Origin of the sequence: Hymenobacter persicinus, from assembly GCF_004167665.1 — a bacterium.
Taxonomy (GTDB): domain Bacteria; phylum Bacteroidota; class Bacteroidia; order Cytophagales; family Hymenobacteraceae; genus Hymenobacter; species Hymenobacter persicinus.
Map to the genome: position 1 here is coordinate 1 of NZ_SEWE01000018.1, position 21790 is coordinate 21790.

The 21790-nt window shown below is 62.9% G+C and carries 19 protein-coding genes, 1 tRNA gene and 1 pseudogene; 14 read left to right on the top strand and 7 right to left on the bottom strand.

Annotated features, from left to right (window positions below; all coding sequences use genetic code 11):
- Positions 1 to 429 (top strand): annotated as a pseudogene (locus EWM57_RS21145) (ABC transporter permease); the annotation flags it as partial.
- Between the two features lie 176 nt (positions 430 to 605).
- Here the strand turns inward: EWM57_RS21145 and EWM57_RS10205 are convergent.
- Together EWM57_RS10205 and EWM57_RS10210 are read right to left on the bottom strand one after the other, a co-directional pair.
- Positions 606 to 1652 (bottom strand): PQQ-binding-like beta-propeller repeat protein, encoded by a 1047-nt coding sequence (locus EWM57_RS10205; protein WP_129921045.1) that lies wholly within the window; start codon positions 1650 to 1652, stop codon positions 606 to 608.
- A 637-nt stretch (positions 1653 to 2289) separates the two neighbouring features.
- Positions 2290 to 2363: transfer RNA gene (locus EWM57_RS10210), tRNA-Ile, on the bottom strand.
- Positions 2364 to 2494: 131 nt separating this feature from the next.
- On the opposite strand from EWM57_RS10210, the gene EWM57_RS10215 reads away from it, so the two are divergent.
- From EWM57_RS10215 to EWM57_RS10225, 3 genes are read left to right on the top strand one after another with little or no spacing between them, the layout of a single operon-like run.
- Positions 2495 to 3154 carry an HAD family hydrolase gene (locus EWM57_RS10215; protein WP_129921046.1) on the top strand — a complete coding sequence of 220 codons (660 nt, stop codon included), beginning with the start codon at positions 2495 to 2497 and terminating at the stop codon, positions 3152 to 3154.
- Positions 3126 to 4364 (top strand): site-2 protease family protein, encoded by a 1239-nt coding sequence (locus EWM57_RS10220; RefSeq protein WP_242510037.1) that lies wholly within the window; start codon positions 3126 to 3128, stop codon positions 4362 to 4364. Before EWM57_RS10215 ends, EWM57_RS10220 begins: the two co-directional genes overlap by 29 nt.
- A gap of 33 nt (positions 4365 to 4397) precedes the next feature.
- The gene (locus EWM57_RS10225) at positions 4398 to 5030 is read left to right on the top strand and encodes a hypothetical protein (RefSeq protein WP_129921047.1); all 633 of its coding nucleotides are present in this window, start codon (positions 4398 to 4400) and stop codon (positions 5028 to 5030) included.
- 105 nt (positions 5031 to 5135) lie between these two features.
- Here the strand turns inward: EWM57_RS10225 and EWM57_RS10230 are convergent, their stop codons facing one another.
- On the bottom strand, positions 5136 to 6332 hold the full coding sequence (locus EWM57_RS10230; RefSeq protein WP_129921048.1) for a phosphoglycerate kinase: 1197 nt from the start codon (positions 6330 to 6332) through the stop codon (positions 5136 to 5138).
- A 173-nt stretch (positions 6333 to 6505) separates the two neighbouring features.
- On the opposite strand from EWM57_RS10230, the gene EWM57_RS10235 reads away from it, so the two are divergent.
- The 9 genes from EWM57_RS10235 (at position 6506) to EWM57_RS10275 (ending at position 15932) form a co-directional block, all read left to right on the top strand.
- Positions 6506 to 9292: a D-alanine--D-alanine ligase family protein gene (locus tag EWM57_RS10235; protein WP_129921049.1), complete on the top strand. Its 2787-nt coding sequence runs from the start codon at positions 6506 to 6508 to the stop codon at positions 9290 to 9292.
- A gap of 93 nt (positions 9293 to 9385) precedes the next feature.
- A complete protein-coding gene (locus EWM57_RS10240) occupies positions 9386 to 10171 on the top strand; it encodes a PASTA domain-containing protein (protein WP_129921050.1) in 786 nt (261 codons plus the stop codon).
- A 156-nt stretch (positions 10172 to 10327) separates the two neighbouring features.
- Positions 10328 to 12235 (top strand): T9SS type A sorting domain-containing protein, encoded by a 1908-nt coding sequence (locus EWM57_RS10245; RefSeq protein ID WP_129921051.1) that lies wholly within the window; start codon positions 10328 to 10330, stop codon positions 12233 to 12235.
- Between the two features lie 102 nt (positions 12236 to 12337).
- Entirely contained in the window at positions 12338 to 12637 is a 300-nt protein-coding gene (locus EWM57_RS10250; RefSeq protein ID WP_129921052.1) for a rhodanese-like domain-containing protein, read from the top strand.
- Positions 12638 to 12815: 178 nt separating this feature from the next.
- Complete coding sequence (locus EWM57_RS10255) at positions 12816 to 13268, top strand: MarR family winged helix-turn-helix transcriptional regulator (protein ID WP_129921053.1); 453 nt, start codon at positions 12816 to 12818, stop codon at positions 13266 to 13268.
- Positions 13269 to 13311: 43 nt separating this feature from the next.
- Positions 13312 to 13746 (top strand): organic hydroperoxide resistance protein, encoded by a 435-nt coding sequence (locus EWM57_RS10260; RefSeq protein ID WP_207218295.1) that lies wholly within the window; start codon positions 13312 to 13314, stop codon positions 13744 to 13746.
- 108 nt (positions 13747 to 13854) lie between these two features.
- On the top strand, positions 13855 to 14850 hold the full coding sequence (locus tag EWM57_RS10265) for an NADP-dependent oxidoreductase (protein ID WP_129921054.1): 996 nt from the start codon (positions 13855 to 13857) through the stop codon (positions 14848 to 14850).
- Between the two features lie 35 nt (positions 14851 to 14885).
- A complete protein-coding gene (locus tag EWM57_RS10270; protein ID WP_129921055.1) occupies positions 14886 to 15206 on the top strand; it encodes a putative quinol monooxygenase in 321 nt (106 codons plus the stop codon).
- 45 nt (positions 15207 to 15251) lie between these two features.
- Positions 15252 to 15932 (top strand): type 1 glutamine amidotransferase domain-containing protein, encoded by a 681-nt coding sequence (locus tag EWM57_RS10275; protein ID WP_129921056.1) that lies wholly within the window; start codon positions 15252 to 15254, stop codon positions 15930 to 15932.
- Positions 15933 to 16018: 86 nt separating this feature from the next.
- Here EWM57_RS10275 and EWM57_RS10280 read toward each other — a convergent pair whose 3' ends face one another.
- The 4 genes from EWM57_RS10280 to EWM57_RS10295 form a co-directional block, all read right to left on the bottom strand.
- The gene (locus EWM57_RS10280; protein WP_129921057.1) at positions 16019 to 16501 is read right to left on the bottom strand and encodes a DUF6756 family protein; all 483 of its coding nucleotides are present in this window, start codon (positions 16499 to 16501) and stop codon (positions 16019 to 16021) included.
- 15 nt (positions 16502 to 16516) lie between these two features.
- Positions 16517 to 18436 carry a RecQ family ATP-dependent DNA helicase gene (locus EWM57_RS10285; protein ID WP_242510038.1) on the bottom strand — a complete coding sequence of 640 codons (1920 nt, stop codon included), beginning with the start codon at positions 18434 to 18436 and terminating at the stop codon, positions 16517 to 16519.
- Between the two features lie 259 nt (positions 18437 to 18695).
- Positions 18696 to 19508 (bottom strand): hypothetical protein, encoded by an 813-nt coding sequence (locus EWM57_RS10290; protein ID WP_242510039.1) that lies wholly within the window; start codon positions 19506 to 19508, stop codon positions 18696 to 18698.
- Positions 19509 to 19799: 291 nt separating this feature from the next.
- Entirely contained in the window at positions 19800 to 20456 is a 657-nt protein-coding gene (locus EWM57_RS10295; RefSeq protein WP_129921059.1) for an ABC transporter ATP-binding protein, read from the bottom strand.
- Between the two features lie 153 nt (positions 20457 to 20609).
- On the opposite strand from EWM57_RS10295, the gene EWM57_RS10300 reads away from it, so the two are divergent.
- On the top strand, positions 20610 to 21767 hold the full coding sequence (locus tag EWM57_RS10300) for a glycoside hydrolase family 113 (protein WP_129921060.1): 1158 nt from the start codon (positions 20610 to 20612) through the stop codon (positions 21765 to 21767).
- Positions 21768 to 21790: the final 23 nt, after the last annotated feature.

A 21790-nucleotide genomic window follows, 5' to 3' on the forward strand; every position in this document is an offset into this window, starting at 1 on the left:
TCCCTCGACCTCTATCGGGAGCTCCAGACGGCCACCCCGGACTCACTCCGCCCCTTGCTGCACGACCTGTTTGCGGCCAATATGTTCTGGGACCTGGCCACGGAAACTGCTACGGCCAGACAAGGTCAGCGGGGCCGCTGGCAGGTGACGCTCACGCTGCGGGCCCGGAAGCTGGTGGTGGATAGCCTCGGCGCCGAAACGCAGCTGCCGCTCCAGGACTGGGTGGAAGTTGGCGTCTTTGGTCCCGCCGCGGCCGGGCAGGAGTTCGGCAAGTTGCTTTACCGGCAAAAGCACCTGCTCAAATCCGGTCCGCAAACGATAGTAGTAACGGTACCTGGCCCGCCCGCCCGAGCCGCCCTCGACCCGCGCCATCTGCTGGTTGACTGGCAGTCAGAGGATAACTACCAAGCGGTACAGCTTATAAAGTAGCATTGTGACTTTTGGCGACAAGCTTTCGCGGTAATAGCGGCCTTGAGCCGCTGGCGGCCAACTATGCAGCGGGGCAGGGGTTAGGATTGGCGGGGCAGGCCGTGCGTTAACATCAACAGCGCCCGTTGGCTACCTATGCGCAGGTAGCCAACGGGCGCTGTACATACCGTGCGGGTCTAGCCGCAGCTCCACAGGGTGCCCGTGTAGTCGAGCCCAAACACATACGCATCATCACTGCCTGCATTGAGCGTGCCCATCGACACAGACAAGCCTCCGCTGCCCGGCTGGCCTACACTGGCCCAACGCCAGCTGGTACTGGGCTTGCAAAACCACAAGGTGCCTTTGCTGTCTTGCAGAAAGACGTACAAATCCCCCAGAAAATCCAATGGCCCCAGCGACAGGGTCAGCATCGTGCCCGCGGGCTGGCCCAGGTTGGTCCACTGCCAGGCGGCAGCGTTTTGCACGCAGCTCCACAGATTGCCCTTGGGGTCCAGCGCGAATACGTTGGCTCGACCGTTCACCAGTATTGCCCCGGCCGACTCCCCCACCTGTAAGCCGCTGGGCTGGCTCAATGTGCTCCAGACCGGTTGGCCCTGTTGGAGGGAGCAGGCCCACAGGATGCCCTGAACATCCAGCACGAAGACGGTGTTGCCGGCCGGCATGGCCACGGCCCCTACCGGCTCCAATCCCCTATCCCCCCCGGCCGGCTGGCCCAAGTTGGCCCATTGCCAGCCATTGGCGTAGGTACACTGCCAAAGGATGCTCTTTTCGTCGAGAATGTACACAGCAGCGCCGCCGTTGCTCGCCACCGTTCCAGCGCTGCGCAGCAGCCGGGCGGTGGTGGGCGGCGGCCCCACAATGGCCCACTGCTTAACGTCGTTGGATAGCCAACACGACCACAGGTTGCCCTGGCCATCGAGCGTCTGCACCACAGTAGCGCCGTCGATGTCAACCGTGCCCATGCAGTTCGTCATGGGCACGCCCGCGGGCTGGCCCAGGCTGGTCCACTGCCAGGCACTGCCATTGCGCCAGCAGCTCCACAAGCTGCCCTTGTTGTCCAGCCCCAGCACATTGGGGTTGCCGCCGTTCAGACAAGTGCCCCCCGAAGAAACTATCTGCACGCCCCCGCCGGGCGAACCCAGCTTGGTCCACTGCAACATATCCTGGTCGTGGTCCGGCCCGTCAGCAGACGGGTTGTTGGGGGCAGTAGGTTGATCTGTCATAAAAAATTGAAAATATGGAAGTTCACCGACTGCCCGCGTGGCCGCCGCGCTGGTAAACATACGCCTGTTGCCGATACTTACCGTAAATAGTTGGCTGATTGTCAGCCGCATTTGCTCCATTCCTCGCCTCACCTACCCTCATCTGCTTTGCAGCGGCTCGGGCCAGGAAAACGCCCGCAGCTACCACGAAGTGGCGGAATAACACTCCTGCAACATCCGCCGCACTTTCATTCGTGGAGTGCAACTGCACTAACGCGCACTGCTCGGTGGCGCTTCGGCAGAGGTGCTCAGCCCGTTTGGTACTTCATCCGCTCACCCGGCGGCGGGTTTTTCCAGCATTCAGCCAAGGCTCGGCGCTGCGCTTTGCGGGTGTGGTGTTGGGCAGGCTATATCGGGACTATCAGAGGCAGCGGCGAGCATCACCACTTTCACACGGCCGATGCTCAGGTCGTTGGAGTGCCCGGCGGGCCAGGTAGTATTCTAGAAGAAATGTCTACAAGTGAGGTAAAACCACCTTCACACAACTAAGCAAGGGCCAGAGGCTGGGCAAATCTTACTTCTTACGCCTTCATTCGTTTCACAACAAAAATGCCGTTATATATATCTTAAAATCAGATATATATAACGGCATTTCAGGTGGGCCCAACTGGAATCGAACCAGTGACCTGCTGATTATGAGTCAGCTGCTCTAACCGATTGAGCTATAGGCCCCGCTCAAAACCTCCGGTAGTTGGTTTCGGCAGCGCAAACTTCGAAGTTTGCGGCCGGATTTCCAATTCCAGTCCGCCGGAAGCCCGTTTGGGGCTATACTTGCGCCGGCCCATTCTCCCTTAGCGTTCCTTATGTCTGGTAAAAAGCCCAACCTGCTCTTCGATTTCGGGGGCGTCATTATCAACATCGACTACCAGCTGACGGTGGACGCCATGCGCACCCTGAGCCGGGCCGGCAGCACCATTGAATTCAACCAGCAAAGCCAGTCCGAGCTATTTGACCACCTGGAAACCGGGCGCCTGACGCCCGATGAGTTCCGGACCGGGCTGCGCCAACACTACAACCTGGAAGCTACCGACGCGCAGCTCGACGCGGCCTGGAACGCCATGCTGCTCGACGTGCCGGCCGAGCGGCTGGCCTTTATTGCCGAGTTGCGCGCCCAGGGCCACCAGACGGCCCTACTCAGCAACACCAACCAGATTCACATCGAGGAAATCAACCGGCGGCTGCGCACCCAGTACGGCTTGCAGCACGGCATTGCCGACTGCCTCGACCGGGTGTTCTACTCCCAGCAGGTGGGCCTGCGCAAGCCCGGCGACGAGATATTTGCGCACGCCCTGCGCGAAATGAACTGGGAAGCGGCCGAAACTCTTTTCATCGAGGACAGTTTTCAGCACATCGAAACGGCCCGCCGCCTGGGGCTGCACACGCTGTTTCTGGCCCCGCCGCTCACCCTCACTGCCGCCCTTCCCGCCGCCATCCGTGCCTTCCCCCCTGCTTCCTTTTCCTGACGCCGACGCCCCCGTAACTTCCGCCGACGCGGCCGCGCCCGGGGCGCCGGACTTCGGCCCCGACGAACAGCCTGCTTCCCCGCGCTGGCGTACGTACGCCCTGCACCTGCTGCTGTTTTTGCTCACGCTCGCCACCACCACCCTGGCCGGGGCGGAGTGGATGACGGGCAAGACGTTTTTCGGACCGGCAGCGGACGGCTTTTGGGGCCTGACCACCACGCTTACCAAGCCCGAAATTCTGGGCGGGCTGTGGTTTTCGCTGCCCTTTCTGGGGGTGCTGACCGTCCACGAGTTTGGGCACTATTTCACCGCCCGCCACTACCGGGTGCGGGCCACGCTGCCCTTCTACATTCCGTTTTTCACCGGCTTTTTCAACACCATCGGCACGTTTGGGGCCGTGATTCGGATTAAGGACCGGATATTCTCCCGCAAGGAGTTCTTCGATATCGGGCTGGCCGGGCCGCTGGCGGGGTTCCTGGTGGCCGTACCGGTGCTGATTTACGGCTTTACCCATCTGCCCGACCCGCTGGAGTACGTGTTCCGGATTCACCCTGAGTATCAAGTGTACGGGGCCGACTACGCCCGCCACGCCTACCGGGCCGGGGAAGGCATGACTCTGGGCCGGCCCCTGCTCTACCGCCTGCTGGAAACGACGTTTGCCGACCCCGCCCGCCTGCCCCACCCCAACGAGCTGATGCACTACCCGGTGCTGCTGGCCGGGGCGCTGGCGTTGTTTTTTACGGCCCTTAACCTGCTGCCCATTGGCCAGCTCGACGGCGGCCACATTCTCTACGGTCTGCTCGGCTTTCGGCGCTTCAACCGGCTGTCGGTGGCGCTGTTCATCGGGTTTATCTTCTACGCCGGGCTCGGGCTGTTTACTATCCACAGTTCCCTTGACACCTGGCTGTACTGGGGTGCGCCTTATTTGCTCTACCTGTTTCTGGTATTCCGGCGGGCCCTGCCCACGCCCCGCCGCGGGCTGCTGCTGGCGCTGGGTGTATTTGCCGCCCAGTTGGCCGTAGCCCAGGCCGTGCCCGGTATCGAGGGCAACCCGGGCTGGCTGGCGTTTGGACTGCTGCTGGGCCGCATCACGGGCATTTTTCACCCGCCGGCGCCCGATGAGCGGCCCCTGAGTCCGGGCCGGAAGGTGCTGGGCTGGATAATGCTGGTTATTTTTGTGCTCTGCTTCTCGCCTTCCCCCTTCGGCTAGACCGGCTTACTCGCTTTCCTCCCGTCACCGCTCATGCACTTCGAACAACGCCAGCTTACGCGCATCACCCGGCTGGCGCTGGGGCCCCACGGCCTGCACGTGCGCCAGAGCACCCGCGGGGGCCGTACGGTGCTGGAGTTTGAAATGCCCTACGAAGAAGTGCTACCCGTGCGCCTCGAACGGACCGACCTGGCTCCGGCCCTGAAAAACCTACCCTTCGTGGTGCTGTGGCTCTTGCTGGCGTCGTTGGCGCACGCGGCCCAGCAGCCGGGCGGCTTGTCGGCAACGGGCTGGAGCTGGGCGGCGGGCGCCGCGGTGCTGGTGGGCGGCTACCTACTGGGCCCGCACACGTGGTGGCGCCGGGTGAGCCTGCGCACGGCCCGGGCCACCGTCAGTCTGCCCGACCGCCGCCGTTCCCGCGAGGAGCTGACGGCCTTTGCCAACGCCCTCGACCACCACTGCAAGGCCTACCTGCGCGAGCACTACGCCGCCATCAATCCGCTGGGCCTCATTGAGCCCCAGGTGCAGCGCCTGCTCTGGCTACGGCAGCTCAACGTGGTATCGGAAGCCGAGGCCCGGGCCCTGACGACCCGCCTCACGGGACAAGTAGCCGACGCCCAGCTCACCAGCCTGGGCCTGACGCTGGAAATGCCCTACGTGAATTAGCCCTGTTGTCCACGGGTTAGCTCGTGGCAATTCAAAAGTAAAAAAGCCCCGCGGCCATTTCAGACCACGGGGCTTTTTTGAAGCGTAATGTGCGCTGCTACGCTGTTAGCGGCCTTCCAGGGCGGCCACGCCGGGCAGCTCCTTGCCTTCCATGTACTCGAGCAGGGCGCCGCCGCCGGTGCTGATGTAGCTGACCTGGTCGGAGAAGCCGAGCTGGGTGACGGCCGCGGCCGAGTCGCCGCCGCCGATGAGGCTGAAGGCGCCGTTGGCGGTGGCTTCAGCAATGGCGCGGGCCACAAACTCGGTGCCCACTGAGAAGTTACTCATTTCAAACACGCCCATCGGCCCGTTCCAGAGGATGGTTTTGGAACGGCGGATGATGTCGGCAAAGATTTCGCGCGACTCCGGCCCGATGTCGAGGCCCATCCAGCCGTCGGGAATGTGGTGGTTGGCGGCCACGTCGATGTCGGCATCGTTGGCAAACTTGTTGGCAATAACCGAGTCGCCGGGCAGCACGAGCTGCACGCCCTTGGCCTTGGCCTTTTCCAGCAGGCTGGTAGCCAGGTCAATTTTGTCGGCTTCGAGCAGGGAGTTGCCGATGCTGCCGCCCTCGGCCACCGAGAACGTGTAGGACATGCCGCCACCGATAATCAGGTAGTCGACCTTGTCGAGCAGCTGCTCGATGAGCTCAATCTTGTCCGAAATCTTGGCTCCGCCCATGATGGCCGTGAAGGGCCGCTCGGCGTTGGTGAGCACCCGGTGGGCGTTGTCCAGCTCGCTTTGCATGAGCTGGCCGGCCACCCGGTTTTCGGGGGTGAAATACTGGGCCATGACCGCCGTGGAAGCGTGGCGGCGGTGGGCGGCGCCAAAGGCGTCGTTCACGTACACGTCGCCGAGCTGGCTGAGCTTCTCGGCAAAGGCAGCGTCCCCTTTTTCCTCCTCGGGGTGAAAGCGCAGGTTGTCGAGCAGCAGAATCTCGCCGGGACGCAGACCAGCCGCGAGCTGGGCCGCCTCGGCCCCGATAACGTCGTCGGCAAACTTCACTTCCGTTCCGTACTCCTGTTGCAGGCGCGCCACGATGTTGCGCAGCGAGTTTTTCTTGTCGGGGCCGCCCTTGGGCCGGCCCATGTGCGAGAGCAGCACCACCGAGCCGCCGTCGGCCAGGATTTTCTTGATGGTGGGCGTGGCCATGCGGATGCGCGTGTCGTCGGTGATGCGCAGGTCGGCGTCGAGCGGCACGTTGAAGTCGACGCGCACCACGGCGCGCTTGCCGGCGAAGTTGTACTGGTCCAGTGTTTTCATGGGAAAGGAATGGGGTGAAGTAAGCCTTATACGGCTCGGCGGCGCGTAGTTCGGCAGATTTGCGCCCTAAAGCAAGACGCCCGCGCCCGGCCGGGCCCCGCAGCAGGCCGTCATTCGGTCTCGAAAAGCATAGTTCCCTCCATTCTGTTTTACCCCGTACCTTTGTCGTAGTTATGAAAATAGGCATCTTCTTCGGCGGCCCGTCGCGTGAGCGGGAAATCAGTTTCGCGGGTGGCCGCACCGTGTACGACAACTTGGATAAGGCCTTGTTCGAGGCCGTCCCGATCTTCGTCGACAGCCGGGGCAACTTCATCCTGCTCGACTGGCACTATATCTACAAGGGCACCATCCGCGACTTTTACCCGCCCGTGTCGGCCTTGCCCGCTTCCGAGCTCAAGGTGCAGGTGTACCTGGAAAGCCTGGGCGAGCTGAGCGCGGAGGAGCAGGACCGCATCATCGGTGAAGTCGGCCGGCGCGTGCTGCCCCACGAGCTGGCTGGGCTGATGGACTTTGCCTTTCTGGCATTGCACGGGCCCCAGGGCGAAGACGGCGCCATCCAGGGTCTGCTCGAGTGGTACGGCATTCCGTACTCGGGCTCAGGCCTGCTGCCCTCGGCCTTTGGCATTGATAAGATTGCCCAGAAAAAGCTGCTCACGGCCCTGCACCAGCCCACGCCCGCGTTTCGCACCATCACGGCCGAGGAGTGGGACACCACCGACCGCGCCGCGCTGCTGGGCTACCTGACCCGGGAGCTGGGCTTGCCGCTGGTGTTCAAGGCCCCGCGCCAGGGCTCCAGCATCGGTATCAGCATTTTGCGTGAAGCCGACGCCGACCAGTTTTTCCGGGCCGTGGAGCGCAGCCTGTTTCGCAAAACCGTGACCCGTGACGAGTGGAGCCGCCTGGGCGCCCAGGACCGCATTGCCTGGGTGCAGCACCTGACCGACATCCGCGAGGGTATCGGCCTGCCCGTCATCCTCGACGCCGACGATACGACCATCATCTACCACCCCGAGGCCCTGCTCACCCAGCTCACCGAGCGCCTGCAAACGGCCGACGCCGTGCTGCTGACCAACGTCGACGGCGAGGCTCAGGTGCTGGTCGAGTCGTTCGTGGCGGGCCGAGAGTTCAGCTGCATCGTAGTGGAAGACCCCGCCGGCAACCCGCTGGCCCTGCCCCCGACCGAGATTGTGAAGGGCGAGGAAATGTTTGATTACCGCTCGAAGTACCTGCCCGGGCTGGCCCGCAAAGTCACGCCCATCGACCTGCCCGAAGCCGAAATTCAGCGCATCCGCGAGGCCTGCGAGGAAATGTTCCGCACCTTCGGCTTCCAGGTCTACGCCCGCCTCGACGGCTTTCTGGTGGAAGGCACCCCGCCGGCGGACGCTGTCGACGCCGAGCCAGCCCTGCCGACGCTGCCGCCCTACTACCCGCCGACCCCGGCCCCGACCCCAAGCCGGATTTTCCTCAATGACCCGAACACCACCTCGGGCATGCTGCCGGCCTCGTTCTTCTTCCACCAGGCCGCCGAAATCGGGCTCAATCCGTCCCAGTTCCTGACCTACCTGATTCGCACGTCCCTGGCCGCCCGCCGGCGCGGGGGCATGAAGCCCGTGGTGTTGGGCCGCCTGCTGCGCCAGCTCGACGGGGCCGTGGCCTCGCGCCGCCAGCACGAGCAGGAGCGCACCAAGGTCGCCGTCATTATGGGGGGCTATTCGTCGGAGCGCCACATTTCGGTGGAAAGCGGCCGCAACATCTACGAGAAGCTCAGCTCGAGCATCAAGTACGAGCCCGTGCCGGTGTTTCTGACCGGCAGCAGCGAGGAATTCCGCCTCTACGTGCTGCCCATCAACGTGATGCTCAAGGACAACGCCGACGACATTCGGGAAAAGATTGAGCACGCCGAGGCCGGGCACGGCCTGCACCCGGTGCTGGAGCGCATTCGCCGCGAGGCCGACGCCATTACCAGCACCTACGCCGGGCAGCCCACCGCCCAGCCCCGCCGCATCAGCTTTGAGGAGTTGGCCCACGAGGTCGATGAGGTGTTTATTGCCCTGCACGGCCGCCCCGGCGAAGACGGTGCTTTGCAGCAGCAGCTCGAAAAGCTGGGCCTGCCCTACAACGGCTCGGGCGTGGAAAGCAGCAGCATCACCATCAACAAGTTTGAAACGAACCGCCGCCTGCGCGAGGCCGGCCTGCGCGTGGCCGAACACCGCATGGCCAGCCGCCTGGAGTGGGCCGCCGACGCCGAAAGCTTCTACCGCAGCCTGGAAACCCAGTTCCCTTACCCCTTCATTGCCAAGCCCGCCGACGACGGCTGCTCCTCAGCGGTGAAGAAAATCAAGAACCGGGCGGAACTCGAAGCCTTCAGCCAGCTCATTTTCCGCCAGCAGGAAGACTTGCTGCCCGAGCCCGCCACCGTGCTGCACCTGGGCTTCAAGGAGGAATTCCCGCAGAAGGACGCCTTCCTGGTCGAAACCCTGATTTCCCGCGACGGGGCCAAGCATTTCCTGGAAGTGACGGGCGGGCTGCTGACCCACTGGCAAACCGACGGCAGCTTGGCCATTGAGGTTTTCGAGGCCTCCGAAGCCCTGGCTACCGGTGAGGTGCTGAGCCTGGAAGAGAAGTTTCTGGCCGGCGAAGGGCAGAACATCACCCCCGCCCGCTACGCCCCCGAGCCCGCCGAGCGCCAGCGCATCTCCGACGAGGTAAAGGCCGAGCTTAAGCGCGTGGCGGAGGTGCTCAACATCCAGGGTTACGCCCGCATCGACGCCTTCGTGCGGGTGCGCGAAACGGGCGCCGTGGAGGTCATCATCATCGAGGTCAACTCCCTGCCCGGCATGACGCCCGCCACCTGCATCTTTCACCAGACGGCCCTCAACGGCTACACGCCCTACGACTTCATCGACCGGATTCTGGAATTTGGCAAGCGCAGAACCGAGATGTCAGAGCTTAGAGCTTAGATTTGTTCCCGCCCTGCTTTCCGAAGCAGGCTCCTTACCACCTTTCCAAAGCGGAGTCTCAGCTCTCAGCTCTACCTGTCTAAGCTCTCCTACATGTCCTTTCTTAAATCCGACACGCCCGCCGACCTCGTCAAGCACCTGCTGGTGATTGCCGCCATCGGGGCGGCCCTGGTGTTTGGCTTCTTCTTCGTGTACCTGCCCATGACCACCAACCACGGCGAAACCATCGTGGTACCCAAGGTGACCGGTATGCAGCAGGAGGCCCTGGAAGATTATCTCGACGAGCGCAACCTGCGCTACTTCGTCGACGACAGCAGCTACAACCCCAAGATCCGGCCCGGGCAGGTGCTCACCCAGGACCCCGCCCCCGGCGAGCGGGTGAAGGAAGACCGCAAGATCTACGTGTCGGTGAGCATGAAGAACCCGCCCATCATCAAGATGCCCAAGCTGGTGGACGGCTCCGAGAAAAACGCTCAGATGATTCTGAGCAGCTACGATTTGATTGTGGGCGACATCCGCAAGGTGCCCGACGTGCGTCAGAACCAGGTGCTGCGCCAGCTCGTGGGCGGCAAGGACATTGCGCCCGGCGCCCCCATTGCCAAAGGCACCCGCGTGGACCTGGAAGTAGCCGACGGCCTGGGCAACCAGGAATTCCCGGTGCCCAATGTGGTGAACATGCCCCAGGATGAGGCCGCTACCCTGCTCGTGGGCCAGCACCTGCAAGTGGGTGAGGTCTTCTACCAGGATGCCGAGGAAGGCCAGGAAGAAGGCACCGTGGTGAAGCAGCGGCCCGTGGCCGCCCCCGGCGCCACCATCCGCATGGGCCAGCTCGTCGACCTCTGGATTGCGGGCAAAGCCCCCTTGAAGGCCGTCGACTAACGCCGCACCTGCCTCCCGAAAACTGCCTGCCGGCCAAAGCCTCCCTGGGGTTTTGGCCGGCAGTCGGCTTTCCGGGCCCCGGTTTTGCGGCGTACTTGTGTTAAACACGAAATTTTCCCGTTGCCCTCCTCGTTGGACTTGCGTAAACTGCCGTCTATGACCCGCCCGAAATCGTTACTTACCTCCCTGCTGCTTCTTTGTGGCCTGCTGCCCCTGACCAGCCAAGCTCAGCTCGTGCAACCCCTGCCGGCCGACCCGGGCCGGGCCGCCGCCCTGGAAGCCCAGGCCCGGCCCGCCCAGCGCGCGGCCGCCCTGAGTCTGCCGTTTTTCGACGACTTTTCGATCCAGCGCGAAGGTCCGCCCAACCTGGAGCACTGGACTGCCGGCGGGGGCGTGCTCATCAACAACCGCTTTGCCCTAGCCCCGCCTTCCCGGGGCGTGGCTTCGTTCGACGGCCTCAACGGGCGGGGTCAGCCCTACGGCTCGTTTTACAGCGACACCGACACGCTCACCTCCCAGCCCATCGACCTAAGCTCCCTGACGGCCGCTGACCGGGTGTTTCTGAGCTTTTTTTACCAAGTCGGCAACATTTACTCCCAGCCCTCGACTAACAGCGGCTCCCGCCCGGTCTTTCTTTCGGTCGAGTTCAAGGACAACAACAACCGCTGGCAGCAGGTCTGGATTCTGCGCAGCCAGGGCAAGCGCACCGATTTCCGGCAGAAGCTACTCGCCGTGGACCAGGCCCGCTACCTGCACGGCACCTTCCAGTTTCGCTTCCACACCTCCGGCTACCAGACCAACGTCAACGGCAACGACAGTTGGGGCGTGGACTACGTGAAGCTGGACCGCAACCGCTCCGCCGCCGACTCCTCCTACCGCGACGTGGCCACCAGCGCCCCGCTGAAAAGCCTGCTCAAACGCTACACGGCCATGCCCGTGTGGCAGTACAACGCCAATCCTACGCCCAGCAACGAGCTCAACGACCAGACGTCGACCACGGTCAACAATCTCGACATTGGTCCCCAGCCTATTCCGATTGACTGGCGCGGCACGCTCCAAATTCTGCCCGCCGGCCCCGTGGCCACGTTCCAGACCGGCAACCAGGCCGTGGGGGCCTACGCCCGCCAGATGCCCCTGACCGGCAACGTGCGCAACTCCCCGATTCCCGTTACGCCCCAGGACAAGGTCATTCGCCACTCCATCACCCTGGCCCGGCTGGCGGGGGCCGACCCGCTGACGGTACCCAACGACACGATTTCGCGGGTGACCGAACTCAAAAATTACTACGCCTACGACGACGGCACACCCGAGGGCTCTATCGACTTTTTTCCCTTCGTGAGCGGACCGCCCCACTACTACGCCTTCCGCTACGATCTGAATGCCAACGACCAGGTGCGCAGCCTGCGTATCTACCCCGTGCTGCCCGACGCGGCCGGCCGCCTTATCACGGCCCACGTCTGGGACAGCCAGGGCTCGGGCGCCGGCCTGCGCCCCACCGACTCGCCCAAGGCCAGCCAGAGCTTTACCATTCCGGCCGCGCTGCCGGCCGGGCAGAGCTTCGTGGAAATCATCTTCCCCACGCCGGTGGCAGTCAGCGGCACCTTTTTCGTGGGCTACAGCCGGGGGCCGCTCGGCGGGCAGTACGCGCCCATGGGCCTGGACCTGAACAACGCGCCCCCGGAAAACTACTTCTTTGCCAACGAAACCGGCACCTGGCAGAACTACTCCACCGATGCCTTCAGCTCGGGCAAAACTCCGGCTGGCTCCATCATGATGCGGGCCGTGATGACCAACAACACCGTCACGGCCACCGCGGCGGACGCGGCCGTAGCCGCCGGTTTTACCTTGTATCCCAATCCCAGCTCGGGCCTGGTGCAGGTGCAGGGCCAGTTTGCCCGCGCCACCGTACTCGACGCCCTGGGCCGGCCCGTCTGGACCCAGCCCGCCGGGCAGCTGGGCCAGGCCGAGCTGAGTCTGGGCCACCTGCCCGCTGGCGTGTACCTGGTGCAGCTGGTGCTGCCCACCGGCGCCACCGTCACCAAACGGCTGGTGCTGGCCCGGTAGCCGGCGCGGCCCACGGATGTAACCGGAATTGTCTATTGTTGCAGCCGCGGCGTAGCCGTGGCCTATCGTTCACCCACCCCTTTTTCTTTGCCTTACCGTACCATGACCGACATCACTTCCACTGAACTCAAACAGCGCCAGAGCGCCGGCAACGCCCCCACCATCATCGACGTGCGCGAAACCTGGGAAAATGAGGAAGGCCGCATCGAAGGCAGCCAGAACATTCCGTTGGGCACGCTGCCCGACAAGCTCGATGAGCTCGAAGCCCTCAAAGACCAGGAGATTGTAGTCCACTGCAAGGGCGGCGGCCGCTCAGCATCGGCCAAAGCCTTTCTGGTACAGCACGGCTTTAAAAACGTGCGCAACTTGCTCGGCGGCTTCCAGGGCTACCAGCAGGCCTAGCCCGCCCGGATTGCTTTTTCACGGCGTCGGTGCCTTGCCCTCGGGTAAGGCACCGACGCTTTTTTTATTTTTTCTGAATTTATTACCCCTAATAATCAATCAATTGGCATCATTCATCAATTTTAATTGCACACAATCAAACATTGCGCAACCATTCTAGTTTATCTAGTTGAAACCTATGAGCGAACAGACTTCCTTTTCGGCTGACAATGAGTGGCAAAAGCTGGAAAACCAGCTTTGCTTTCCCATCTACGCCGTGTCGCGGCTGCTGACCAAGGCGTACCAGCCCTACCTGCAAACCCTGGACCTGACCTACCCGCAGTACCTCGTGCTGCTGGCCCTTTGGGAGCACGAGAACCTGACGGTAAAGGAACTGGGCGAAAAGCTGCTGCTCGACTCGGGCACGCTCACGCCCCTGCTCAAGCGCATGGAGCAAAAGCAGTGGCTTAGCCGCCGCCGCGACCCGCGCGACGAACGGTCCGTCATCATCACGCTGCTGCCCGCGGGGCGGGCACTGCAGCAGCAGGCCTGCCAGGTTCCCCACCAGCTGCTCGACAAAATGGGCTTGGCGCCCGCCGAATTTGAGGCCCTGCGCCTCCAGCTCCAAACGTTATTAACCCGGCTTTCCTGATTCAGGCAGGCTATTCTTTCCCTTCCCTTTTTCTTTTTTACCAATGAAAATCACCAAAGTCTTCACCGCCCAGGCCAAAGCCAAAGGTGGCCGCGACGGCCAAATCACCTCCAACGACCAAGTGCTGAACCTGGGCCTGAGCACGCCCAAGGAAATGGGTGGCCCCGGCCGGCCCAACACCACCAACCCCGAGCAGCTCTTTGCCGCCGCCTACGCTTCCTGCTTCGAGGGTGCCCTGGGCGTAGCTGCCCGCCAAGCCAAGGTGAAACTCGACGGCGTGACGGTGGAAGCTCTCATTGGCTTTGGCCAGGCCGAAGACGGCGGCTACGGCATTTCCGCCGACCTGCACGTGAACATTCCCGGCGTGGCGCAGCAGCAGGCTGAGGAGCTGGTGCAGGCCGCCCACGGCATCTGCCCTTACTCCCGCGCTACCCGCGGCAACATTGAAGTCAACCTGAACACGACTACCAACGCGTAGTTACCGTTCACTTGTCGTCCTGCGGGGCGGAAGAATCTGGCGCCCCGGGGCCCGGATACTTTCACCCCGCAGGACGCTTTTTTTCCTCCCTCCCCACTTCCTACCGCTATGAATACCCAACGCATTCTGCTGGCCAGCCGCCCCGCCGGTCTGCCCACCGCCGCCCAGTTCCAGTTCGACAGCCAGGAGCTGCCGGCCCCCGCAGCCGGGCAGGTGCTGCTCAAAACGCGCTACGTTTCCGTCGACCCCTACATGCGGGGACGCATGAGTGCCGCCAAGTCGTACGTGGCACCCTACGAGGTGGGTCAGCCCATTGCCGGCGGCGTGGTAGCGGAGGTAGTTGAAAGCCAGAATCCGGCTTTGCCGGTGGGGCAAGTGGTGGTCGGCAACCTGCCCTGGCAGCAGTACATTCTCTCCGACGGCCAGGGGCTCAACCCGGTGCCGGCCGACCAGGCGCCGCTCAGCTACTTTCTGGGCCTGCTCGGCATGCCCGGTCTGACGGCCTACTTCGGTTTGCTCGACATCTGCCAGCCCAAGCCCGGCGAAACGGTGGTTGTGTCCGGGGCGGCGGGGGCCGTGGGCATGATTGTGGGGCAGCTGGCCAAAATCCAGGGAGCCCGGGTTATCGGCACGGCCGGCTCCGACGAAAAAGTGGCTTACCTCAAGCAGCTGGGCTTCGATGAGGCCATCAACTACAAGACCGCCGACCTGCCCGCGGCCCTGGCCGCGGCGGCTCCCCAGGGCGTTGACTGCTACTTCGACAACGTGGGCGGCGCCATCACCGACGCGGTGTACGACCTGCTCAACAAGCACGCCCGCATTACGCTCTGCGGCCAGATTTCGACCTACAACGCCACCGAAACGCCCGTGGGCCCGCGGCCGGAAGGCAAGCTGCTCAAAACCAGCACCCGCCTGCAGGGGTTCATCGTGAACGACTACCTGAGCCGCTGGCCCGAGGGTGTCAAGCAGCTCACCGAATGGTACGTCCAGGGCAAGCTGCAGGGCGAGGAAACCATCACCGAGGGCTTCGACCAGATTCCGGCCGCGTTCTTGGGCTTATTCAAGGGCGAAAACACCGGCAAGGCCATCGTGAAAGTGGCTTAACTGCCTTTCTTCCCATCCTAAATTCTATTCCGGACATGGCTAATCAAGCTGAAATTTACTGCGTCGCGGCCGAGTGGCGGGTGCAGCCCGAGCATATCGACACGGTGCGCCGCCTGCTCATCGAAGCTGCCGCCGCCGTGCGCCAGCACGAGCCCGGCAACCTGCTCTACATTGCCCACGAGTCGGCCGACGAGCCCGGACGCTTCTTCATCTACGAGCAGTACGCTGACCAGGCCGCCCAGATTGCCCACCGCGCCGCCCCCCACTTCCAGGACCTGGTGCTGGGCCAGATTGTGCCCCTGCTGGCCGAACGCCACACGTCGTTCTACAAACTGCTACCCGTGGCGGGGCAGTAACCCGTCCCGCTCTTTTCCTTTTCCATTCCTTCTAATACCCCTACCATGAACATCCTGATGGTTTTGACCTCCCACGATCAGCTGGGCAACACGGGCCACAAAACCGGCTTCTGGCTGGAAGAATTTGCCGCTCCTTACTACGTTTTCAAGGATGCCGGCGCTAGCCTGACGCTGGCTTCCCCCGTCGGCGGCCAGCCGCCCCTCGACCCCAAGAGCGACGACCCCAGCGCCCAGACCGACGCCACCAAGCGGTTCAAGGCCGACGCCGACGCTCAAAAAGCCCTGGCCAGTACCGTGAAGCTGGATTCGGTGAAGGCAGCTGACTACGACGCCGTTTTCTACCCCGGCGGCCACGGCCCGCTCTGGGACCTGGCCGAGAACCAGAAGTCGATTGAACTGATTGAGAACTTCTACGCCGCCGGCAAGCCCGTAGCGGCCGTCTGCCACGCGCCCGGCGTGCTGCGCCACGTAAAGGCCGCCAACGGGGAACCCCTGGTGAAAGGCAAGTCGGTAGCGGGCTTCACCAACACCGAGGAAGAAGCCGTGCAGCTGACCAACGTGGTGCCCTTCCTGGTGGAAGATATGCTGAAGCAGAACGGCGGCGACTACTCGAAGGGCCCCGACTGGGCACCCTACGTGGTGAAGGCCGACCACCTGATTACGGGCCAGAACCCGGCCTCCTCCGAGCCGGCCGCCGAAGAGCTGCTGAAAATGCTGAAGAAGTAATTTCAGCCGCGTGCCATAGTAAGCCGCCCCGGCTGCTCCTGGTTTCGGGAGTAGCCGGGGCGGCTTTTTTGCAGCTCAGTATCCTGTTAGCGGATATTCAGCTGCCGCAGCTTATCCGGCATCTTTTCTCCAGTTGCCCCTAAATCGTCGTGGTGAGTTATGCACAGAAGCCATTTCAGCTTTTTCGAAACGACCAGCACCTCATCGATGTAGCTGGACTCGGCAATAATTTGTTGGGCAGCGCCTATTAGTCCTTCGTAAAACCAGAATTTGCCATGCTCATTAACCGTTTCGTTAAGCAGAATCCAGACATGTTCATCGGCTTCTACCAGCTTCGATAAGTATTCTGCTGGGTAATGTTCAGCGTAAGGCAGCCAAGCGGTGTCCAGTTTGAAGCGCGTCCACATCCAGGTGGGGCGGGCTGTCGGATGGTTCAAATGGCAAAATTGCTGGTATATCTTTTCCTCCAAGCCTTGCCACTCATTCAGTTTCAGAGCACGGAAGGCAGTCTCCGGAATGAGCAGCTCCGCTTTGATCTTCTCTATCTCAATTCGCAAATCAGTCCACATATTCTTTCGCCTTTTCTACCCCAGCCGCCCATCCGGCGCGTACTGCAGCTGGCCCATTTCAACCAGTTCCCGCAGTTGCTCGGTTACGGCAGTGGCTTGGCCGGGTGCGAAGTGGGTGAGGATTTCCCGGGGCGTTTGGGGCTGGGCTTTGAGCATCGTCAGGAGCTGCTGGCGCAGGTCGGTGGTGGGCGCGGGAGCTTGGCGGGCTTTCTTCTCGGCCAAGCAGAAGTCGCAGACCTTGCAAGGCGCGGCGTCCAGCTCCCCGAAGTATTCGAGTAGCAACTGCTGGCGGCAGCGCCCCCCGTCGGCGTAGTGAACCACCGACTCGGTTTTTTCCAAGGCCAGGTCGCGGGCCCGGAGCAGGCGCTTCTGGTCCAGGGGCAGCTTGTCGGCGTCGAAGCGCGGGGTGGTAAACAGCGCCTGGGGCGACTCGTGCCGGGGCTGGTACTGAATGATGCCCGAGCGGTGCAGAAACAGCAGGGTTTTGCGCACGTCGAGCACGCTCAACTTCAGGTGCTGAGCCAGGCTGTTTTCGGAAATGCGCTGAAAGCCACTAAACAGCTCCCCCCCGTTGAAGCGCAGCAGACTTTTGATAAGCTGGTCGTGCTGGGCGTTGGCCACCTGAAACCGGTACAGGTCGTGGTGGTCGATGGGAATGTGGACTTTGGCCGGCGTGTTTACGGCCTCATTGAGCTGCACAAAGCCTTCCCGGGCCAGAGTCCGCAGGCTGTTGTGGGCGTCCAGGGCCTTGATGCGGTAGGTTTCGGCGAAGTGCTGAATGTCGAAGTCGAAGGCCACTAGCTCGCCCCCACCCACGGCCGTGCGCGAGAAGTTGGCCAGCGCCTGGTACACGCGCCGCACGGTGTCGAGGGGCGGGTAGGCCTGCTGGGTGCGGCGACGCAGCTCGTCGGCATCGTTGGGGCCCTGGAGCAGCACGGCAAAGGCGTATTTCTCGTCGCGCCCGGCCCGACCGGCTTCCTGGTAGTAGGCTTCCAGGCTGTCGGGCGCTTCGAGGTGCACCACCAGCCGCACGTCGGGCTTGTCGATGCCCATCCCGAAAGCGTTGGTGGCCACAATGCAGCGGACGCGGTTTTCCATCCAGTCCTGCTGGGTACGGGCGCGCTGGTCGGCGGGCAGCCCGGCGTGGTAGGCAGCGGCCTTCACCCCGCTTTGCTGCAAATAGGCCGCCGTATCCTCGGTTTGCCGCCGGGTGCGGGCATACACGATGCTGGTTTTGTCGGCGCCCACGCCGCGCACCACCTCCAGCAGGCGGCGCAGCTTGTCCTCCGTGGCCAGGGCCGAATACGACAGATTGGGGCGGGCAAAGCTCTGCTGAAAAACCCGGCTGCCGGGCCGGAACTGCAGCTTTTCCACAATATCAAGCTTCACGTGCTCGGTGGCCGTGGCGGTGAGGGCAATGACGGGCACGCCGGGCAGCAGCTCCCGCAGAGCGGCAATTTGCAGGTAAGGCGGGCGGAAATCGTAGCCCCACTGGGAAAGGCAGTGCGCCTCGTCGACGGCCAGCAGACTCACTTTCATGCGCCCCACCCGGGCCCGGAACATGTCGGTCAGCAGCCGCTCGGGGCTCACGTACAGGAACTTCACCGGCCCGTACACGCAGTTGTCGAGGGTCTGGTCGATTTCCTGGTGGCTCATCCCCGAAAACACGGCTTCGGCCTTAATACCGCGCTTGCGCAGGTTTTCCACCTGGTCCTTCATCAAGGCAATCAGCGGCGACACCACCAGGCACAATCCCGGCCGGGCCAGGGCGGGCACCTGAAAGCAAACGGACTTGCCCCCACCGGTCGGCAGCAGGGCCAGCGTGTCCTGCCCAGCCAGCACCGAGCGGATGATGTCTTCCTGCAGGGGCCGGAAGGCGGAATGCCCCCAGTTTTCCTTCAGAACCAGCAGAATATCGTCGGTGGGCAGGGACACGGGCAGCGGGGAGAGAAATGCGAACTACGAAGGTAGCGCCGCCGCGCGGGAAACCGAAGCGTTCCGCCGCCATTCGCTTCCTCTCCGGCTGTCATCCTGGGCATGGCGAAGAACCTTGCCCGGTCAGCGCTTTTCAACGGCCATAGTCCGGCCCACACCAGCGGAAAGTGGCTTTGCTCTTTTAACCAGGCTGGTATGGGCATGAAAAAGCCCGGCACCATCCGGCACCGGGCTTTCGATATTGGCTGCAGGCTACCGCTTAGGCAGCGGCCGACTCGCCATTCTCACGGTCATCGATGGCCTTGCGGAGCTTGGCAATGGCCTGCGTAGCGCGCTCTTCGTCCAGACGGTTGATGTTGAGCAGCATCTTGGTCTTTTCCTGGCGGGTAATCACCGGGTGGTTGAGCAGCCGGATAATTTCCTCTTTCTGCCCGGCCGAGGCGTAGGCTACGGCGGCAGGAGCTTCAGCCACGACGGCGGGCTCAGCCGGCACAGCCTTCATGGCGGCGGCTACCGCGGGGGCGGCCACTACCTGTGGAGCTGGAGTGGCTTCACCCCCCTTCGCATCGGGCTGGTTGCCGCCGTACTCCATCTCCTCGGCGGGCGTAGGCTCGTAGCCCGCAGCCCGGATGATCCAGGCCAGGATGTTACGATACGCCTTGCCGATGGCGCGGGTCTGGGCCATGCTCATGATGGCAAACTCCTGGTAGAATTTCTTGCCCTGCTCCTTGTTGGAGCAGATGGCAAAGCCAGCGCCTACCGTGTGACCCGAGCGCAGGTCAAACAGCGTGACCTTGGCCTGGTATTTCAGTTCCGTGTCGGTGGAGACGTTGATAACGTGGTCGACGATGGGCACAATGCCCAGGCGCGAGCCAGCGTACTGCCAGCCTTCCACGTTCACAAACTCCTTGCCCTGCACGTTCGTGGTGAGCTTGTTTTCCTTGATGAACTTGGCCAGATCCGTGGCCAAGTGCAACGTCTCATCGGAGCGCGAGATGTCGTAGCTCTCGATTTTGGTTTTGTTTACTTGGTTTTTGGGGGTTTTGATGGCTTCGTTCATGGCGGTTTCCATAAGTGTCCGGTTACGTTCTGTTGTTCTATATAGCAAACCAAGAAGCCTGCCATTTCGTGCAAAAAATTACAAAATTTTAACCCTGATTACCAATGACTTATAAACTATTTTTCCAACCATTTTAGCCAGCCTAATTTTATTGGCTTTTTAGCTTCACTATCCATTGTATGTCAGCTTTTTACTACGACAAAATCCGAAGGAAAGATTCTGTTTCCGCCACTGAGCCAGCCGAGCCCAAACGCAAAAAGCCCCGCTGGGGGCTCCGGCGGGGCTTTTCAGGGTTCAGGTGGTTTACAGCTCCGAAATCAGGCCATCCTTCATGGTGATGGTACGGTCGGCCATTTCGGCCAGCTGGTCGTTGTGGGTCACGATGACGAAGGTCTGCCCCAGCTCCTTGCGCAGCAGAAAGAAGATCTGGTGCAGCTCCTGGGCGTTCTGGGAGTCAAGGTTGCCGCTGGGCTCGTCGGCGAAGATGATTTCGGGCGAGTTGATCAGGGCCCGGGCTACGGCCGTGCGCTGCTGCTCCCCCCCGCTCATTTCCGAGGGCTTGTGGTCGGCGCGGCGCTCCAGGTTCAGCATGCCGAGCAATTCGCGGGCCCGCACCCGGGTTTCCTTTTCCGAGCGGCCTGCCAGGTAGGCCGGCAGGCACACATTTTCGAGGGCCGTAAACTCGGGCAGCAGGTTGTGAAACTGGAAGATGAAGCCGATGTGGCGGTTGCGAAACTTGGCCAGGTTGGCCCGCCCCAGGGAGCTGACCGAGGTGCCGTCGAACAGCACTTCGCCCGAATCAGGGTTATCGAGCGTGCCCAGAATGTGCAGCAGCGTGCTTTTACCCGCGCCCGAGGAGCCGACGATGGAAACGATTTCCGACTTCTCAATCGTCAGGTCGATGCCCTTAAGCACTTCCAGCGTGTTATACTTTTTACGAACGTTGATGGCCTGCAGCAAGGGGAAACGGGATTGAATGAGCTGGTCTTACGAAACAAATCTACGCAATGTCGGCCGTTGTCGGGTTTCCTGCCCAAATTCAGTAGTTTTCCCCGCTTTACCCTGGCCGCGGAATGGTGCAGAAACCCCAAACGGCCGCCGCAATTGCCTTTTATGCTCGTACCAGAACCCGGAAAAATCAGCCCGCCGTATGCCGCTACCTTCCTGCTGCGCAGCGGGCGGGGCCGGGCTTCCCTGCTACTCATGGCCGTGGTAGCCGGCGTGGCCGCCTGGGCGTGGTGGGTTCGTACACTGCCCCGGCCTGCCCCGGCCTTCGCCAGCCGCTCGGCCGTGGCACGGGCGGCCGACAGCCGTTTTCGCGGCGTGAGCTGGGTGGCCGCCGACTCCGCTGCCTCCACCGACTTCTCGGCCCTGGTGCGCAACCACGTCACCTGGATTGCCCAAACGCCCTTCGGCTGGCAAACGGGCACCGCTGAGCCCAGCGTGCAGCTGCATACCGAGCGGCGGCCCGGCCGCTACGGCTACTGGGGCGAAAGCGACTACGGCCTGAGCCAGACGGCGCAGCAGGCCCGGCAGCTGGGTATTCGGACGCTGCTCAAACCCCACCTCTGGATCCGGGGCAACGGCGCCTGGCCCGGGGCGGTGGAGATGCAGTCGGCCGCCGGCTGGCAGGCGTGGTTTGCCAGCTACACCGCCTTTATCGTGCACTACGCCCAGCTGGCCGAATCGGAGCATCTCGAAGCCCTGTGCATCGGGACGGAGCTGGAAAAAACCGTGGGCCACGAGGCCGAGTGGCGGGCCCTGATCGGGCGGGTACGGCAGGTCTACCACGGCCCGCTGACCTATGCGGCCAACTGGAGCGGGGAGTTTGAGCAAATCCGGTTCTGGGACGCGCTGGACTTTATCGGCATTCAGGCCTACTTCCCGGTCAGCTCGAAAGCCAGCCCCACCAAAGCCGAGCTGCTGGCCGGCTGGCAGCCCCACCTACGGGCCATTGAGCGGGTACAGCGCCGGTTTGGCAAGCCCGTCGTGTTCACCGAAGCCGGCTACAAAAACACCCCGGACGCCGCCGTGGAACCCTGGAAGTGGCCCGACCGCACCGCCGCCGTCCCCGCCACTGACGAAGCCACCCAGGCCGCCTGCTACGCCGCGCTGTTCGAGACCTTCTGGCCCCGGCCCTGGTTTAAGGGCCTGTTCGTGTGGAAGTGGTACCCAGGCCTGGCAGCCGACGGCCCGGCCCGCCGCCACGCCGACTTCACGCCCCAGCACAAGCCCGCCGAGCAGGTTATGGCCAGCTGGTATGGGCGCTGAGTTCGGACGGGCAGCCTCCTTGC